This is a genomic window from Psychrobacter sp. CX97 (genome assembly GCF_057396285.1).
In genome coordinates this window covers 49,945-69,049 of sequence record NZ_JBXYJE010000003.1, presented here as the reverse complement: position 1 = coordinate 69,049, position 19,105 = coordinate 49,945, and the positions used below count along the sequence as shown (strand labels likewise).

Sequence of the window (19,105 nt, the reverse complement as noted above, 5' to 3'; positions counted from 1 at the left end):
TCACATTAACCCGCTGAACATCACATTAAATAGGTAAATATGCCTGATTTATTCGCTCCCACTCCAACCGATAACTTATTGCCATACGATGGTATCGTCAATGATCTCGGGTTTGTGATTGAAAACCCTGCTGAGTTATATCAGCAACTGCTTGATGAATTGCCGTGGCAGTCTGATAAGGTAACCTTATTTGGTAAAACGCATATTACCTCCCGTAAAATCGTATGGATGGGTGATACCCGTTCAGATAGTAGTCAGGATAGCTCGCTGGCTTACCATTATTCGGGACATACTCGTCCTATTATGCCTTGGCATGACGTAGTGTTTCACGTGAAACAACGGGTTGAACATAAGCTTGCAGACATAGGGGTCTATGTCAGCTTTAATACTTGTCTATTGAATTACTACCCTAGCGGTCAAGACGGCATGGGCTATCATGCCGATGACGAACCTGAATTGGGGCACCAACCAATCATTGCTTCACTGTCACTAGGGGCAACACGCAAATTTGTACTCAAGCATAAAGTGACTAAAGAGAATGTAGAGCTTATGCTTGAGTCGGGTCAGCTAATAGTGATGCGAGGTGATACGCAGCGCCACTGGAAGCACACAGTTACCAAAACCAAGACCGTGCATGACGGGCGCATTAGCCTTACCTTTCGACAAATGCTTAAGCCCGTCTAGCTTCATATGTAGCCTCACGTCTTGATGAGAGCGTTTTGAACGGCAATCAGTACACTTTAATAAATGCACTTTAATTAAGGGGAATCGGTAAATTAGCAGGGGTAAATTAACCCTGCTGATAGGGACGCTTTACTGTACCCGCACTACCAAAGCTTACACCTCAAGTACAATCTTACCAAAGGCTCTACCCTTCTCCATTTCGCGATGTGCCTCTTTGGCTTGCGCCAATGGATAGGTTGTTTGAATATGTAATTTCAGCTTACCTGCGGCTATGTCTGCCAAGACTTTACTGATGTCTTTGCCATTAGGGCTAGCAATCAACCCATCCACTTGAATACCCTTATCAGCACCCGCTTCTTGTAGCTTATCTACCCAGATTGAAGGCAATACCACAACACGTCCGCCTTGTTTTAGCACAGATAGCGCCCGAACTCCCGCATCGTTACCCACCAAATCAAAAAGCAAATCTGCTTCTAACTCAGGAAAGACTTCATCTTTGGTGTAATCAATCCAACCAGCGAGCTTACTGGTATCTATTAAGCCTGCTAACTTTTCATACTTTTCAGGCGAGCAAATTAGGGTCAGTTTGATACCTTGCTGCTCTATTTTATCCATCAGCATTTGTAGGGCGACATGACCTACGCCGCCTGCTGGTGCATTCATAACCACATGCTCGCCTGATTGTATTTTGGCAAAATCAATCATCTGCAAGGCAGTCGTGCCAACACATGGCAAAACACCTGCAGTTTTTAAATCGACAGCATCGGGGACTTTTGCGATTAAATCGCTATCCACTGCGGTGTATTGAGCATAACAGGCACTGGCAAAACTAAGGGCGCATACTTTATCGCCTACCTTGAATTTGTCCGCTTTACTTGCCACCACTTCTCCCGACATCTCAAAGCCTAAGATAGCCGGTTTACCTTGGGAAAACTGATTATTTTTAATATTCTCAGCGCCCCAACCTAAGCCTTGACGCGTTTTATAATCGACTGGATTGACGCCGGTATAAGCAATTTTAACCATAACCTGATTGTCGCCCATTTCCGGCAGGTCAACGTCGGTTTGATAGTGTAATACTTCAGGTGCGCCAAACTCATTAAGGGTAATGGCAGATTGTTTTTGTGGTAGTGCGTTGTCTATTGACATCGTTGTCTCCTTATCGGTTTTGGGGACTTGGGTTCACTCGACCCCAATCATGCTTAGTTTGTCGACTGATATTATTCGTGTATTAAGGGCGTTTCCTGACAATCTAAATCAGGGTACGCCTTAGGTTGGCTAAATCTCTACTGTATTGATTTATTGATTTGCTTATGGCGCGTCCGCCGTTGCAGTATCAGGATTCTATACTCGGTTGCCTCGTCATCATTTAGACTACTTTGATAATAATATAAGATGGCAGGTACATCCTGTAAAGATATAGCCCAAAGCAGGATTGGCTTCTATTATGAATATGATTTTTTGACGACGCCTATACGAACGGTGCATCAGGATGGTGTGCAAGACTGATTTCGTGTTTGGTAGGCTGTCGCAATAAAGTAATCGCTGTGGATTGGTCGGGGCGCCATGCGATAAGACCCATTTGAGCAAATTCTGCTAACCAACCAGACATGGGCCAATGATGCCATTTCTCAAAAAATCGATTGGCATTGATAACGATACTGTTTAGATGGTTGAGAGGGGGTCGATATACGGCATGTTGCTGATGGTAAACTACGTCGTTAGTGAGATAGAAGTTTATATTTTGCTGACGTGCGGTAAAAGCAAAGTCTGTGTCTTCGGCGCCGTAGCCCACGTAGTTAGTATCGAAACCACCTATTCGCTCGAACTGTGATTTCTGAATGGCAAAACATAAACTCCAAAATGCGCCATAATCTTGTGTTTTTTCGATTGATTTGTAATGTGTACTTTGTTCGCTTATAGAGGCGCTATCTGATACGAGATTATGTCGATAAGGGTTTAGTATGGACAAGGATTGTAACCAGTTTCTAGACTGTAACGTGTCGTCCTTACTCATGTCATGACTGGTATTAAAGTCATTACTAAAGCGCTCTAAGCACTGCGATTCTTGCTCGGTTAAAGGACGAGTAAGATAGCGAGGTTGACCCATGATTAATGCGTGCGGATATTGTGCCATTTTACCAGCTAACCCTGCAATAAAGTCAGTAGCGACGATACAATCCACATCTAAAAATATAAGCGTGTCATAGCTTGCTTGCTTGGCGCCTAGATTGCGGTTAAGACCTATGTCAAAAGCTCTGCTGTTTTTTGTATGAGGTTTATTTTTAAGGGCGTTTTTAAGATCGTTTTTAAGATCTTTTTTAAGGTCATTTGGAAGACAATTTTGAGGGTCATTTTGCGCCCCCTTTCCCTCTTGTTTATCTATGTGACTAACAGAGCTATCTACAATGTGGTCTTCACTTGCGGTGGTAGGGATTTGAAGGATATTTAAATCATATGTCTCAAGCCTGCTAACATCTGCGTCATCATTAACAATAATGACCTCAGCTGGCTTCTTAGTCCCTGATTGTAAGCTAGCCAGCAGGTTGTATAGATGCTGGTTACGACCATAACAGGTGGTAATCACACTAATAGGTAGGCTGTTAGAGTTACTTATAGTCATAGCGTTATTCATGTTATGAGTCATATTATCGGTTTATGGTCTTTGAATGGATATGAGAGTTATAGTCGGCGAACTTATAAAGAGTCACGGTGTTAACCTCGTTAAGCCTACTTCAGTAGTACTTGCACTCGGTTGCCTTGTGACTACTTTAAAGTTCTTTGACTATAGAGTGCATAGAAGCTTATATTCCTATGCTTATTACTATGTCTTACTTGTGACTTATTGCTTAATTGTCATGCAGATACCTTGATTAAACCATGAGTTGCCTAACGTATCACTGTCAGTTTTGCAGCTCAGGTTGGACGATCAGGTTGAATGCTAAGCTGGGGCAATAACCACTCATAAAACCATTGTTTAACACTGTCAGCTCGGGCGATACTTTCAACAAATTCGCCACTATTAGACCATGAAACTGACTTTACCAAAGATGCAGAGGGCTGGAGCGTGTGCAAAAACCTCGTATCTTTGGAGGTTCTCAACTGGGTTTTTGGAGCCTGTTTGTTGTCTATATGGTTTTTCTGAGTGTTGCTGGTGTTGCTTCTGAAGTCATAGGCTTGTTCTGAGTTTGAGTATTGCTCATTGCTAGGGTTTGGCTCTTGGCTGGGATAACAAAGGTACCATTCTTTTAAATCTATCGCTCGACCACAAGCAATTAAAGACTTTGCCATGTCTTCTTGCTCTGCGTGCGGTCTTTCATCAGGTATAACAATTAGAGGTGTCTCATACTGACACACCTCCCCTATCGCATTGAGACCACAGGCCATTACCAGTAAGTCGCTGTGCTGTAAAAATGGCATGACACTATCGACCTGTGTAGCTAAGTCTACATATGGTATTGCACCGGTATCAATGGGACCAAGCGAAATAATATAGGCATTGGGTAGAATCTGCCTCAGCTCTGGCAAGATATTGTCTATGTTTTTATGTCCTCCAAAGCCTTTTACCACGGTCACTATCATCGGTAATGACTCTAATTTATCCACCACACCTGACATCATTAAGTCTGATTTCGTTAAAACTGTATTCGTTGCCTTAGGGTCACTGTGTTTAGGGAAAAGATCACTATAGGGTTTTTCATGAGACTTTCTATCAGTTTTCCTATCAGTTTTTCTATCAGTTTTGCTATCGTGCTTGCAATCTAAGTTGTGCTCTGAATTGTCGGGGGCAATAGCGTTGTTGGCTAATCTAGTCAGGAGTGCCATGAATGATGATTTTGATATAGGCAATGACCGCTGAGGCTGAGATAAAAAGCCGAGATAAAATGTTTTTTGACGTACCCATTCAGGCGTATTGGTTGACTCTAAGATTTTTGGGTAAGGCGCTAGTAAGGCCAGTGCACCTTGAAAAGCATTCCTATGCGGAGGGTCATTACGGTCACCTGGTAAACGTACATATAGATAAGGAATACTAGCGGTACGACATAGTAAGGCAATCTCAACGCTTAAATCAACTATCATCAACTCTATATGGCGTGCTTGCAGCTCTGATAGCAGTATGTTGCTGCGACGCTGAATATTGTGATTTCCAATGGGAGAATAATGCAAACATTCAGGCTGCCAGTAGATACCTGCTCGACCTGGTAAGACATCTGTCGCCGTTTCATGCTCATCGGGGAGACGTATTATATTCTTGGCGCTGATATGACTGAACTTATAATCCTCGGCGGGCAAACTGGTAAATACCGTCAAAGTCTCTGCTGCAGATGGGTGTACATTTTGCCAATGTGCAGCGAGTTTATCGGCTTGCCGGCAATGCCCTGTCCCATGATGATGCGCGTAGTACCCAATGTTCATAAATAAGAATGCTCAATATGTGTCATTAATTTACCATTTTTGTAGTATCAGACCCTATTTTGATAACCAATATGATATCAATAGCGCCGTAGTATTGATGCCTTGACTGATCACTTATGACCTCGATGGTAATTCTTGGTTAGCCGATTGCCCACTTGCCAGCTCTTTTGTCTGTTGATTATGAGCAAAATCCTTAGCAACGGGATTTTTTATAAGCTCACTATTTGAGTCGCTATTAAAAATACGGGGTTGATTGTGACGCTTATTAACTAAGTTATTCACAGTATTTAAATAACACGTTAAATACCCGTCAACCATAGGCACTACCGAGCAAAACGACTCTGCTCGAGTACGACACGCTTTGCGAGAAATATCCATAATACTATCGAAAGCGGCGATAAATTTATCTTCATCGAGTTTTGGTACAATAATGCCACTGTCATTTGTGATAATCTCTTGACTGGCACCCACCTCAAAACCAATAACAGGACACCCACTGGCAAGGCTTTCAGCCAATGTTAAGCCATAAGGCTCATCCCAAATACTGGTAAACAACATGGCTGTCGATTGCATTAAATACGTATTTATGTCGTCTTTGGTCAAATGCCCAACATAGGTAAATAAACCCTGCCCTCCATTTGCAATGTTGTCTTGTTCAAGCAATGGGGTCACTTTGTCATTAAAGTAGTCAAGATTACTTTTAGGCCCCGCAATGACAAGTTTTTTATTGGCTTTTTGACAATACTGCATAGCCAAGTGTGTGCCCTTTTCAGGACAAATTCGGCCAAACCAAAAATAAGATTCGTCTGCAACCTTGTTGGTATTACAAGAAAATGAGTGAACGTCAATGCCATTATATACGACTGTAGAAGGCACAAACTCATTAAACAACTGCTGCTGAAACTGGCTGACACTGGTAAACTGGGTGTCTGTACCTTTCTCCAAAGTAAGCAAGGCCAAGCGCAGATGTGCAAAAATTGGCGTATGGAATGTGGTCATTAATCGAGGGCCAAGCGCTTGACCTACCAACATAGGCACATGATGCAAACTATGATTATGGACAATATCAAAATGACCTTTATGGGTCGCTTCAATAATTTCTCGCATGGCATCTTGGTATAAGTGATATTGATATAGCTCATCTCGGGTCATACCGACCGCATCATGCTCATTTGGATAAATGTGCTCATCAAACTGAGCTCGGGACATAAAAGGCCTGAGCTTAGCAAGTGTATCGCTATCTTCATGAGCGTAAAGCGTAACCTCATGACCGCGCTTAACCAGTTCGTTACATAGTAACTGAGTGATTAATTCCAGCCCACCCGCATAAGGCTCAGCTATGGGATATAAAGAGTGGGCAATGACTGCAATCCGCAAAGGGTTATTAGCACCAGCCTTAAACATATAAAATCCTATATTGTATTAATTTAATTACTTATCGTTTAATCATCTAAGTTTAATAATTTTGACTGACTATTTAATTGACTTCTCTGATTAACCTCCTTGCTTATACATGTATAAAGCTTAAAGGAGGTATTAAGCTTATAAATAGCTAAAACACCTTGAAATCTCGGCCGTTTTCACAAGTTACGCTGAACTTCTAAAACCATTAAATTCAGAAACCTGCCCCTTTATACCATCATTCATTTCTTGTGTTAAACGTGAACTTACTTCTGAAAAATTTGTCATTAATACCCAGCCAGCCGCTAATTTAATAAACAGTAACGCCACAGAGTAAGCGAATAACTTGGCAGAATAAGACCATACAACTATGGCAGTGAGTGCATTTAAAATAATCAAAAACTTAGGTATAACAGCGACAGTTGCCCATAGACTCCTCAAGCTATGTTGTGCGTTATCAATTTTCGGAGTACATACAAAGGGTCTTTTCTGTCCCCATAACACAGGAAACCAAGATAATGCGCCCAGTTCCCAAAAGTTTAAATGTACCAACCAAGCACGTAATCTACTAACTAGTGGGGTTTTAGCATCAGGCGGTGTTTTTAATTGTGAGGTAACAACGGCTAATCGCTTACGACTAGACCTCTTGATTGTTGCTACAAAATTCTGAGTAGTTCTATGCTTGGCTTGCACACTATGTTTTTTGGCAAATTTCTGAATAATTTTGCTTTTAGTTGTATTAAAAATCTTACCGAGACTTCGTTTACAGGCTTTTACTTTATGGGCTTTTACTTTATGAAAGTGATGTGGACGATTATTACGCTCAGACTCAGTACTTAGTGTTGAAAAAAGCGGCTGCTCATCATCACTCTGGTTATATAACCGCTCTAGTGAAGCGTTGGCAGTAGCACAATAGCCCTCATTATTCTTTTTGTTTTTATTCTGGTTTTTACTAACACACTCTTTATCTTGCTGTTCATTATCAATAAAACATGGTCTAACCCATGAGGGTGTTTTTGAATAACGTGCTACTGCCTCAGATGTTTTCCTAGATGCTATGCTCTCAGATACCATGTTCTCAGACGCAATGCTCTCAGACGCAATGTTCTCAGCTGACATGTTGTTGGGTGTTTGCAGCGGCTTTGAGTCACTCATATAAGCCCATAATCTACGAGCCATAAAAACGGTATAGCTTCCGTAACACCATTTGAGTACCGTTAACGAAGGGGGTATTAGTGAAGGTACACGGAGACTAGTGGCAGCCAGCAAACCACCAAGACTGGCAACGTGCAATATCATAAATATGCCAGTAAAATTTACCCATGCAGTTAACTGGGATAGATGTGCACGCAGATAACGAGGCTCCACATAACCAACAAATAGATATTTGCCCTTCAAGCGCTGATTACCCGCCCCATTTTTTTCACTCTTATCCTCAAAGTGTGACGGAGTAAAGTAACGATTGCTAAAATTAACCTCTTTTGCACTATTAGTTGTAGTTGCACTTAATGAGGCTGATAAACGAGTCTCACAGTAGGTCAAGGTACCTATATCAAATCCTTTATCAAATAAGGATGTGACTAAAATTTTGCAATAATTACGCAACACCTGCATATTGCCGTAGATCCAGCGTCGGCGCTGAGCAATCAGATCTGCCACGGTCAGTGGTAACATACCTGTGGCTATTATTTCATTGATGTATTGACTACTCTCTCCGTTAAGATGTAATAGAACCCCCATTTGTGCGTCCTCTGTAATTGAGTCGCTACACCACCCTCCCAATCTTAAGAGCGCCTGTTTTTTTATGACGGCACAAGTCCCTGTAGATAAAGCCCGGCTTTGATTTTTGTTTCGATTTAAATGATGGCTGAAATAATGATTCAATTCAGCATGTATGTCAGCTTTATCATAGTCACGGTAATATTGTGGGAACTGTAATAAGGCATGCTTAGGGTAATGTTTAATGGCTTTTTCAATACGGTTTCTAGCCCAAGGAAGAACGTGGTAATCGCTATCGATAACCACTATATAATCACAGGCTTCATCCATAAGCTTTAAGGCTAGGTTTAATGCGCCAGCTTTGTATCCCGGTATATGATCAATGTGATGAAAGCGAACGTTAAGTGAATCAGGCAAACTATTGCAGTAGCGTGCTAAAGGCTTATAAAGCGCTTCGTTGGTATGATTATTATCTATAATCAGGATTTCATCAGCGTGGGACTTAACCGCCAATAATGCTTGAATAGTTTGCTTTACCACCGAGGCGGGTTCAGCACGAGTCATTATTTGAAAGCTAATGTTAATAGGAACACCTCAATTAAATATAAATAAATAACAATTAAATGATATTTATGTAGATCAAAAATACTCCTGTAATCACACAAAAGATTGGGATTGCAACGTTTAAAATTAATAGGTATGACAGTTAAGGAGATAACTATTCCGTTATGTCCCTGCTAATCTGGTAACAGGTAAACAATAGGTAAGTTAAGAATATGCAAGTAAATAACTAAATTAATAACGAAATAATTAAATATAAACAGTGGCGAACAACATTAGATAGTAAGCCAGTTATTAAGCTACTTGTATGTCTTTTTTGTCTTGTGATTTAACGACATGTAAATTGACCATACTTCCTGTAACTTAATGGCAATTATGTAACTTTATACAATGTATATACGCTATATATGTGACAAATAAACGAGTAGAAGATACAGGTTGGAGAGCTGTAAACACATAAATATTAACGTCATTGTTAAATTTTAGAATTTGTCTCAGCAAGTGTTAGGGATGAGCCAGCTGGTTTAAAGGACTAGATGGTTTAAAGGACTAGATAGTGGTTTACTGAGGCTAAAGGCTCATTGACAATCGTAAATCTATTTGTAGATATAGATGAGTACGTTGTTTGGGTGTCGTTGTGATAGGGTATGTTTAGAGATATTAAACAGATAAAGATATTTAGTTTTAACCACGATAATTAGTGGTAATCGGCTGATGTGACCGCTAGCCCAGATTGGAGCAAATATACTGCTTGGCTAAGCGAGTTGCCAAGGCTTGGCGTTAAGTGGCTCGCGAAGCAGGAGACAGTTAAGGCTTTAGCCTTGCATCTTGCTTAGTCAAGTAGATAGTAGCGGAAAGCTGGATGTGCTCAAGCTAATGTTTTGAAGTTTTATATCTTACCTACCTGTTTAAAAAATGCTCGATAGGCGTCGACTTTTTTGTCTATCGACAAGGGATAGGCTCTAGAGGTGGATGGCAAGCGATATAGGGTCAAGTCTCGCCCTGCATAGGCGTAGTCGATATGCTGATTGGTTTTGGGCATTTTGGATTTGGGAATAGGTTTGCCTTGTTCTTTAGCCAGAAGCCCCAAGAGAATCTCGGTTGCTTTGCCGCCCGTGGTAAATAGCGTGTGCACTTTTGGTACTTTTGCTAAGACGTCTTTTAGGTCAACAGTTTCAACAATAGTGAGATGTTTATCTGCGGCATTGCCTTGCTCGCGGATGGCTTTTTTTACCGTCGGGCATGAGGCAATGGCGTGCTGTTTCATAAATGCTTTGATACGCTCGGGGTCAAAACCCTTGTTATCGCCATCACGAAAGTAATCAGCATCATCAAAAAACACCCGGCCATAGATACGCCACATGTCGTTATAAAAGTTAGGATAGTGAAATGGCATACCCCATTTGTCTGATGTAGGTGGAAAAGTGCCCATCATCATGATAGTGGCGTTGCTGGGGAGGACTGCCGCAAAAGGATGGGTTTCGACTGGCAGATTAATGCTGGGATCCTCCTCTTTCTGGCTAGTTAAGCTGTGGTTCATCAAGTTGACTAACTCCTTGGAGTTGAATAGCTATTTGTTTATTTACATATGATAAGCTGATTTTTTGAATCCCTTTTTATATAGAATATCTAGATTGGGATTTTTTTCTGTTGTTTTTATTTTATTGGTATAATCGTTTTTATTGATCGATGACTAAAATATATCTAAAAGAAAGTGCGTATTAAAGTAGACAGTGACTCTCAAAGACTCAATAGGCACTATTTGGTTAACAGTACGCTCAACCACTTAGAGTAGAATACGATATCAACCATTAATACAAGCCATTTACAAGTATAACAGACAGGGGTCACAGAGGTTTTATGCAAAATAATAACATAGAAATAATTACTCATCCTTTAGTACGCCATAAACTGAGCCTGATACGTGCAAAGGATTGTAGTACTTATAAGTTTCGCACATTAACCAAAGAGCTTGCTCGCTTGATGGCTTATGAGGCGTGCCGTGATTTCGAAATCGAAGAGTTTGCCATGCAAGGCTGGGATGACACTGAGATAACCGGTGAACAGATTATGGGTAAGACGGTCACTGTTGTGCCTATTTTGCGTGCGGGTTTAGGGATGCTTGATGGGGTGCTGGACTTGATTCCAACGGCTAAGATTTCTATGGTTGGCCTACAACGTGATGAAGAGACGCTTGAACCTGTGCCATTTTTTGAGAAGCTGGTAGATGATGTGGACAAGCGCCCTGCTCTCATTATCGACCCTATGTTGGCAACAGGAGGCTCCATGGTAGCCACCATTGAAATGCTCAAGCAAAAAGGCTGCTGTGATATTAAAGCCTTGGTCTTGGTTGCTGCACCAGAGGGTGTGGCTGCGGTCAATGCCGCTCACCCAGATGTGAAAATCTATACGGCTTCTTTAGACAGTCATCTTAATGAAAACGGCTATATCATTCCCGGTCTAGGCGATGCAGGCGACAAAATATTTGGAACGAAGTACTAACTTTCGCATCCGCTGAATACTACATTGGTCAGTTAAACAGGTTTCAATGATTCTTTGAAAGATGCCTATATCTAACTGACAACTATAAATGAACAGATAACTCAACTTAACAGACAATGATTAATAGGGATTTAGCATGATTATATTGATAACAGGTGCAAGTGCAGGGTTTGGCGCAGCTTTAGCTAAAAAACTGGTTGAAAAAGGTCATAAAGTTGTCGGCTGTGCTCGTCGCATTGGGAAACTTGAATCAATGCAACAAGCATTGGGAGATAACTTTTTTCCTTTGCAAATGGATGTTTCGGATACCGCATCTATTAAAAAAGCACTGCAATCGCTACCTGCAAGCCATCAGAAAATTGAGGTTCTGGTTAACAATGCTGGGCTTGCACTTGGTACTGAGCCAGCATATAAGGCAGATGTAGATGATTGGATGAGAATGGTTGACACGAATGTAAAAGGGTTAATAGCACTTACTCACGCCGTACTTCCTGCAATGGTTGAGCGTAATGAAGGCTATATTATCAATTTAGGCTCTATTGCGGGTAGCTGGCCATATTTTGGCGGAAATGTTTATGGTGCTACCAAAGCGTTTGTGAAGCAGTTCAGTCTAAACTTGCGTGCAGACTTGCTTGGTACTAAAGTACGAGTGACCAATCTTGAACCGGGTAACGTTGGGGGCACTGAGTTCTCTTCTGTGCGCTATCATGGTGATAATGAAAAAGCAGCTAAAGTTTACGAGGGCTTTAAAACCATGAGTGCTGAGGATATTGCAGATATTTTACTATGGCTTATTGAGTCGCCATCTCATGTGAATGTCAACTTCTTGGAAGTCATGCCCGTTGCGCAAACTTATAACGGACTCACTATTGCCAAAGAAGATAAAGGGTAACCTTAGGCATAATCAGATGTCATGCTTCTCTCAAGACTAGCTAATGTCATATAAGCGCAGTAGAACTGGTGGAAATTTTCTCAGGTTATTTGTTGTGATAACCCCTTGCTCATTAACTTTTTTCTCAGTGATCAAGCGCAAAGATTTAAAGTCTAAAATCATCACCTCATGACGATACCGCTCTGAGGTGCGCTTATTATGCTTTATTGCAAATGCTTTAACATTATCACTCTTCACAGTAAATTGATTCACAATGATGGATCCACAACCTTCCTGTTGCTTGTGACCCACTAAATTGACTGTACGGTGAGCTTGCTCTATAGCAACATAGGGGCTAAGTGTCGATATAATGAGTTTTTCTTGACGAACCGAAGCGGGAATATTGCTGCCACAGAACAATACCTGACCTTTTGGCAAGCGCTGAGTATGGCGCATCAGCTCGTGGCGCAGCAAGTCTGGCATATCTGCATTGAAAACATCTTCAGTTTGACGATAAAATGCGCTGAAACTGCGTTGAATATATCTGCCAAAAACAGTGAAATTTACCCAATGCTGATAGACATCATTATCTTGTAATAGGTCGCTAAATTCTTTGAAACCTAAACCGTCATGACTGTTATTATCTTCAATACCCTCGACAGCTGCAAGCAGTAGCTCACTAGGCGTGGCAAAAACTTGCGCCTGCACACTTATAGGATACAAACTCTCATCCAGTTTGGGCAGTTGCGGAGGCTGACTGCTCGTTTGACGATTGAATATGGATAACATCAGTATTGCGGGGTATGACTAGCCGACTTTTCATGCGCTAAAATCTTATCACGCTCTTCGGCTGTCCAAGCAACTTTTGTAGTAGCGTCTTTATTAAACTGAACCATAACAGCTTCTAATGTAGCAACAATGGTTTGCTGAGCCTGACTAAAATAGCTGTATTCTACAACCAAACTGGTAGTGCCAAGCTTTTTGGTACGCACCCCAATGAGCAGCGTATCAGGATAAACAACTGGGGCTAAATAATCACAGCTTGAGTGGGCGAGAATAATGGTTATGTCGTTATCAAACATACCGAGTTGGGCTAAATAGTTTATACGAGCAGTCTCTGCGTAACGATAATAAACGACATTATTAACATGATTAAAGGCATCCATGTCATTCCATATAACCTCTTGTTCAAACACGCTCGCAAATCCCTGTAAGGCGTCAGGTTTATTAGTATCTTTCATCGTTCATCCTACTGTGATTCTTAATATAGTGAGTGGTTCTAATTATTGATGTGATTTTAGCGCAACCACACCACGCCAAACCTCTTCATCAAATAAACTTTCAATACGGACATATTCTAAATCTAAAGCCATCAAAGTATCACTAAGACGCTGACCAAAAGTTAAATAGCGAAAATCTGTTAGACTGTATTGCGGTACATCACTCTGTAATTCATCGATCTGTAATTCATCGATTAACCAACGCCAATTAGTAAAGGCTTCACCACTACTAATCAATACGATACTTTTGCCTTGGTTAGTATGTCTATTTTTATCACTAGAGAAGTGAACAATTTTTGGCACTATAGCCTTAAACTTAGACTTTAAATTTTGGGGACATTGACGCTGATACCATGCAATGGCATCCACTCGCACACCATTATCCTGTAAGTGACTTACTAACAGACGTCGACCCCCGCGGCCACGCCAAATCAACACATGATGACCCTGACTAAGTTTTGCCAACTCAGCCATACGCATCATACCTTCATTGCTTGACTCCTCTGGACAATGCACATCCCACCCTGCTTTTTGTAACACGGTAGCCGTCGCTTGTCCCACTGCAATAACCGCACAATTTGGAACAAACCCTTTTGGACACGAGGCCAAACCTAATCGAGCCGCACTTGGACTGACTACGACCATTGCTTGATAGTGATGAGTCGAGGTAAAAATCTGCTGGTAATGTTGCTCGCCTTCACTGATAGCAAGCGCTTTTAGTTCAAGCAATGGCAACTCTAGTACCTTTAAGCCACGAGCTTGCATCGCTTTTGTCAGACTCTTTGCTCGATTTGCTGGACGCGTATTGATAAATATCATTACAACATCCTTAGTTATATACGATGTGTTATATACGCTTAGTTCTATAGACTGAGTTATAGGTACAAACTAAGTGATGGATACAATATAAGTTATAGGTAAAATATAAGTTAAACGCTTTTATTAACTGTATAGATAGCCTGTAATATTTTATCTGCCCCTAACTCGAGCAACTGTTTCGCCACATCTATGCCGAGTTGTTGGGCTTGCACCTCTCTATCCGCTTGATTGCCAGTTAATGCAATACGTTTATCTGCCTTAATAAGCGTTTGTCCATCTTCTGAACCCACTCTACCACGCAACCATAACGACTTACTATGTTGCGAGGCTCCAGCCTCTTCATCAGTATCAATAACCGCGAATGCAGCGATAGGCACCTGACAGCCGCCTTCAAGATGACGATTGAGGGCACGTTCTGCCATTAAACGTATGCGGGCTTGACCATCATTCAGCGGTTTTAATAGTTTTAATACAGCCTCATCATCACTGCGACACTCAATAGCCAAAGCGCCCTGCCCAACAGCTGGTAGGCAAATTTCAATATCCAACTCTTCTCGGATGCGGTCACTTAGCTCAACGCGCTGTAAGCCACTGGTTGCCAAAATAATAGCATCATATTCACCGGCATCCAGCTTACTGAGACGGGTTTGTACGTTGCCTCGTAACGATTTAATAACTAGGTCGGGTCGATACGCTTTTAGCTGACATTGTCGACGTAGGCTAGCAGTACCGACTACAGCACCTTGTGGAAGATCATCTAATTTTTCATAACTGTTTGAAACAAACGCATCTGTTGGGGCAGCACGTTTACAATAGACACCCAACATCAGACCTTCTGGTAATACCATTGGAACATCTTTTAATGAATGAACAGCAATATCAGCCCGTTTATCATAAAGTGCTTGTTCAAGCTCTTTAACAAATAACCCCTTACCGCCAATTTTAGCGAGTGGGGTATCTAAAATTTTATCGCCTTTCGTTACCATAGTAACTAGATTAACACTTAAATCGGGGTATAAAGACTCGAGCCTCGATTTAATATGTTCTGCTTGCCACATGGCTAATGGGCTTTTTCGAGTCGCTATATTAAGCGTATTTGGCGTCGTATGTTTAGGAGGTGTGGTCATATAGTTTTTATACTTAGATATTGATATTAAGGTAATTGGAAAAACACCCTTATTTAATATTTAATCATAAATAAGGACGTTTTACAGTGAGCATATGTATATTGCTGAACCTGCTAAATGTATTGTTATAGTCGATCAGATGACCAGTGCTTACATATTTTGAATCTTTTCACGTAATACAGGCACATGGCGCCTGCTGACAGCTAGTTTTTCATCGATTCCTTTGAAGCAGACTTGATACTGTCCTGAATCAACGGTTTCTAATAGCTCTAGATAATCAAGATTAATCAATGCATTGCGATGGATACGAAATAAGTTATCTGCAAATTCTTGCTCTAACTCTTTTAGCGTCTCATCAATTAAAACAATACCATCTTTGTGGCGAACTTTAACGTACTTTTGATCGGCAGAAAAATAGTAAATATCATTCAGGGCAATTAGCTCCACACCTCGATGCGTACGTGCTGAGATGTGCTGGCGAGCTGGGCGGGCTGTTGGATCGCTTAATTTGCGTAACTCATTTAATTGGGCAATATTTAGGTGGCTGGCTTTCGTCAATGACTTTAATAGTTCATCTTTATTGGCAGGCTTTAGTAAATAACCGATGGCATGCGCTTTGAAAGCAGCAATAGCATAATGATCATATGCCGTAACAAAAATAATAGCTGGCGGGTGCTCAAATTTATTCAACTCTTCTGCACAGCTCACACCATCCATTTCTGGCATTCGAATGTCGAGTAACAGAACATCTGGCTGATGCGTTTTTACAGCTTTTAATGCTTCTAGCCCTGTACCAGCTTGTGCAACAACTTCGTGCCCTGCATCGGTCAAAATCCTTATTAACCTCGCTCTTGCTAAGGCTTCATCATCACAGACCACTAACCTCATTGCTCACTCCTTAAATTTTATTTTTATAACTTATCTTTTTTATATAATTTTATTCATCACTATGCTGTGAATTAAATAAAATCCACAGTCTTAGCTGACCAGTGCATCGTGCAATTTATAACAAATAGTACTGATAACTTCATGAGTTTTGCATTTCATCGTAATGTTAGCTGATTCACCAAAGTGCGCTTGTAAATAATTTTCTTGAACCCGAAAATTAATTCGATTGGCAACGTCATAATGATCAATCAAAACATTTTTTGATGTTGTCGCTGATACCTCAATATTAACAATATGATTTTCCCACTTAATCTCAATACAGATGTATACGGGTTCTGTAGTTGCCTCTACCACATGCAGAACTGTCTGCTCTAACACGGTTTGCAAAGTTAATGATGTTATACTCATATCATAGAGGATGTCTTCATCAGGCAGATCCCACTTTACCGTTAGCTTATCTTGTAAACGATAGCTCTCTATGGCTAAATAATGCCGACAAATCTCTAGCTCTTCCTCTAAACTGCTTTCAGTTGGCTCATCAAAAGTAGTCCGCATTAAATGCGAGACATGCTGCAACATATCGTTGGCTTCATCTCTATCGGTTTCAATCAATGACGACAAGGTATTTAATGTATTAAATAAAAAATGCGGTGCCAGTCGAGCTTGAATGTGTTGATTAAGTCTATCTAGCTTTTGCTCAAAAGATAAATGTAAAGCTTGAAGAGCTTTGTAGTTACGCCAATAGTAGACTAAGATAACACTTGTACTCATTATTACAAAAATTTCAAACAACAAAATGTCGAGAAGCAATCCTTTAATGGTTAGCGAATAAAAGCCTAAGAGCTTAGCTAAAAACAAAACGGTTATAATAGCGCATGCTCCAGTAAACATCATTGTCGCTATTAGTTTGCTACATGCCACGAAAAGTTTTTGCGTTTTTAAAGTCTCTCGCTGTGAATCGATTAAATAAAGTGCGGGTACGGTTGTCAGAATAATTGAAAACAAATGCAATACGTAAAAGCCCCACAAAGTCTGCCAATCAAAGGTCTCATACCAACTGACCATTCCTAGCCCATGAATTTGGCAAGTTACTTTTAATCCAACAATGAAAAGTGTTAAACCAGCGATATATAAGATTACTTCAAGAAGCGTAAAACAATTACTAAACCTTGGGACAAAAAACTCCAATCGCTCAGCTAGCATGGCAACCTCGTCCTTTGCTATACTGGCATTGTTATATTTTTGACGGGATTTAGTTTTATATGATTGCCACCACTTACTCACAAAACAATTACCTTCAATAATAGATTCAAAACCTTACTCCCTTAATATAGGCTCTTCCATATGAATAATAACAATACCTCTGCTGATTCTACCACATCTGATGCTACTCAGCAGGGCAAAACACAGCAAATGTGGGGTGGTCGCTTTAGTGAAGCCACGGATAGCTTTGTTGCAGCCTTTACTGCATCCGTAGGATTTGACCGACGTTTTGCCAAGCATGATATTGCAGGATCCATTGCACATGCGACCATGCTTGGACGCTGTAATATATTAACGAATGACGAAGTCAGTACTATTATTGAGGGACTACTAAAAGTCCAAAAAGAGATTGATGACGGGCAGTTCGAGTGGTCAGTTTCACTTGAAGATGTTCATATGAATATCGAGTCTCGCTTAACTGATTTGATTGGTACTGTTGGGAAAAAATTACATACAGGACGCAGCCGTAACGACCAAGTGGCTACTGATATTCGTTTATGGTTACGAGAAGAAACCGATAACATCATCGAACTGTTGGTACGCCTGCAGTCAGGCTTATTAGATTTAGCTGAGCAGAACACCAACACCATTATGCCAGGATTCACTCATCTGCAAACTGCACAGCCTGTTAGCTTTGGGCATCATGTCATGGCTTGGTTTGAGATGCTAAATCGTGATACTGAGCGTCTAATAGATGCGCGACGCCGTATAAATCAGATGCCACTTGGCAGTGCTGCACTTGCTGGTACAACCTTTCCTATTGATCGCACTATAACTGCCGAGCTATTAGATTTTGAAGGTATCTGCCAAAACTCACTAGATGCTGTGTCTGATAGAGACTTTGCCATTGAATTTACCTCAGCGGCTGCTATCCTTATGATGCATTTATCACGCATGAGTGAAGAGATTATCTTATGGATGTCAGCACAATTTGACTTTGTACAAATACCAGATAGATTCTGTACTGGATCTTCGATTATGCCCCAGAAGAAGAATCCAGATGTACCTGAGCTTGTTCGTGGTAAAGCAGCTCGTGTGTTTGGTCAGCTTACAACCCTGCTTACGTTGATGAAAAACCAGCCATTGGCATATAACAAAGACAATCAAGAGGACAAAGAGCCATTATTTGATTGTGTTGACACCTTAACAGGGTCGTTACTTGCCTTTGGGGATATGTTACCTAATATAGTTCCTAATAAGGGTAATATGCGCGCTGCCACCATGAAAGGCTACGCCACGGCAACGGATTTAGCCGATTACTTAGTGCGCCAAGGCGTAGCGTTTCGTGATGCCCATGAAGTTGTGGGAAATGCAGTGGCTCTGGGTATAAAAGAGGGCGTTGATTTGAGTGAATTATCACTCGAACAACTACAACAATTTAGCAGTGCTATTGGTGATGACGTTTTTGATTACCTTACCTTAGAAGGCTCGCTTGCCGCACGTAACCATCTTGGCGGCACAGCACCAAACCAAGTATTAAATGCTGTGGGTCGTGGGCGTCAACGCTTAGATAAATTTAGAAACTATAAATAATAAAATAGTTATCTTAAAAGAAATTAACGATTTGCTATATA

The 19,105-nt window shown here is 41.0% G+C and carries 16 protein-coding genes; 4 read left to right on the top strand and 12 right to left on the bottom strand.

The window, feature by feature from the left end; translation table 11 throughout:
• Positions 1–39 precede the first annotated feature (39 nt).
• Complete coding sequence (locus AC2SLL_RS03285; RefSeq protein ID WP_486530253.1) at positions 40–684, top strand: alpha-ketoglutarate-dependent dioxygenase AlkB family protein; 645 nt, start codon at positions 40–42, stop codon at positions 682–684.
• A gap of 153 nt (positions 685–837) precedes the next feature.
• Here the strand turns inward: AC2SLL_RS03285 and AC2SLL_RS03280 are convergent, their stop codons facing one another.
• The 6 genes from AC2SLL_RS03280 to AC2SLL_RS03255 all read right to left on the bottom strand — a co-directional run bounded on the left by AC2SLL_RS03280 (position 838) and on the right by AC2SLL_RS03255 (position 10,321).
• Positions 838–1,833 (bottom strand): NADP-dependent oxidoreductase, encoded by a 996-nt coding sequence (locus AC2SLL_RS03280; RefSeq protein WP_486530252.1) that lies wholly within the window; start codon positions 1,831–1,833, stop codon positions 838–840.
• Between the two features lie 322 nt (positions 1,834–2,155).
• A complete protein-coding gene (locus tag AC2SLL_RS03275) occupies positions 2,156–3,319 on the bottom strand; it encodes a glycosyltransferase family 2 protein (RefSeq protein WP_486530251.1) in 1,164 nt (387 codons plus the stop codon).
• 281 nt (positions 3,320–3,600) lie between these two features.
• A complete protein-coding gene (locus AC2SLL_RS03270; RefSeq protein WP_486530250.1) occupies positions 3,601–5,100 on the bottom strand; it encodes a hypothetical protein in 1,500 nt (499 codons plus the stop codon).
• 114 nt (positions 5,101–5,214) lie between these two features.
• On the bottom strand, positions 5,215–6,504 hold the full coding sequence (locus tag AC2SLL_RS03265; protein WP_486530249.1) for a glycosyltransferase: 1,290 nt from the start codon (positions 6,502–6,504) through the stop codon (positions 5,215–5,217).
• Between the two features lie 183 nt (positions 6,505–6,687).
• Entirely contained in the window at positions 6,688–8,784 is a 2,097-nt protein-coding gene (locus AC2SLL_RS03260; protein ID WP_486530248.1) for a glycosyltransferase family 2 protein, read from the bottom strand.
• A gap of 886 nt (positions 8,785–9,670) precedes the next feature.
• Positions 9,671–10,321 (bottom strand): DNA glycosylase, encoded by a 651-nt coding sequence (locus AC2SLL_RS03255; RefSeq protein WP_486530247.1) that lies wholly within the window; start codon positions 10,319–10,321, stop codon positions 9,671–9,673.
• A 320-nt stretch (positions 10,322–10,641) separates the two neighbouring features.
• On the opposite strand from AC2SLL_RS03255, the gene upp reads away from it, so the two are divergent.
• Together upp and AC2SLL_RS03245 are read left to right on the top strand one after the other, a co-directional pair.
• Positions 10,642–11,283, top strand: a complete 642-nt coding sequence (upp, locus tag AC2SLL_RS03250) for a uracil phosphoribosyltransferase (RefSeq protein ID WP_486530246.1) — start codon at positions 10,642–10,644, stop codon at positions 11,281–11,283.
• A gap of 136 nt (positions 11,284–11,419) precedes the next feature.
• Positions 11,420–12,175, top strand: coding sequence for an SDR family NAD(P)-dependent oxidoreductase (locus AC2SLL_RS03245; RefSeq protein ID WP_486530245.1), 756 nt, complete (start codon positions 11,420–11,422; stop codon positions 12,173–12,175).
• A gap of 36 nt (positions 12,176–12,211) precedes the next feature.
• Here AC2SLL_RS03245 and AC2SLL_RS03240 read toward each other — a convergent pair whose 3' ends face one another.
• The 6 genes from AC2SLL_RS03240 to AC2SLL_RS03215 form a co-directional block, all read right to left on the bottom strand.
• A complete protein-coding gene (locus tag AC2SLL_RS03240) occupies positions 12,212–12,943 on the bottom strand; it encodes a hypothetical protein (protein WP_486530244.1) in 732 nt (243 codons plus the stop codon).
• Positions 12,943–13,395: an acyl-CoA thioesterase gene (locus AC2SLL_RS03235; RefSeq protein WP_486530243.1), complete on the bottom strand. Its 453-nt coding sequence runs from the start codon at positions 13,393–13,395 to the stop codon at positions 12,943–12,945. Before AC2SLL_RS03235 ends, AC2SLL_RS03240 begins: the two co-directional genes overlap by 1 nt.
• A gap of 42 nt (positions 13,396–13,437) precedes the next feature.
• Positions 13,438–14,253 (bottom strand): uroporphyrinogen-III synthase, encoded by an 816-nt coding sequence (locus AC2SLL_RS03230; RefSeq protein ID WP_486530242.1) that lies wholly within the window; start codon positions 14,251–14,253, stop codon positions 13,438–13,440.
• A 110-nt stretch (positions 14,254–14,363) separates the two neighbouring features.
• A complete protein-coding gene (gene hemC / locus AC2SLL_RS03225) occupies positions 14,364–15,380 on the bottom strand; it encodes a hydroxymethylbilane synthase (RefSeq protein ID WP_486530241.1) in 1,017 nt (338 codons plus the stop codon).
• A gap of 150 nt (positions 15,381–15,530) precedes the next feature.
• Positions 15,531–16,268, bottom strand: a complete 738-nt coding sequence (locus AC2SLL_RS03220) for a LytR/AlgR family response regulator transcription factor (protein WP_486530240.1) — start codon at positions 16,266–16,268, stop codon at positions 15,531–15,533.
• 90 nt (positions 16,269–16,358) lie between these two features.
• Positions 16,359–17,552: a histidine kinase gene (locus AC2SLL_RS03215; RefSeq protein WP_486530239.1), complete on the bottom strand. Its 1,194-nt coding sequence runs from the start codon at positions 17,550–17,552 to the stop codon at positions 16,359–16,361.
• Between the two features lie 129 nt (positions 17,553–17,681).
• Between AC2SLL_RS03215 and argH the strand changes: the two genes are divergently transcribed.
• Entirely contained in the window at positions 17,682–19,064 is a 1,383-nt protein-coding gene (gene argH / locus AC2SLL_RS03210; protein ID WP_486530422.1) for an argininosuccinate lyase, read from the top strand.
• The last annotated feature ends 41 nt before the right edge of the window (positions 19,065–19,105 follow it).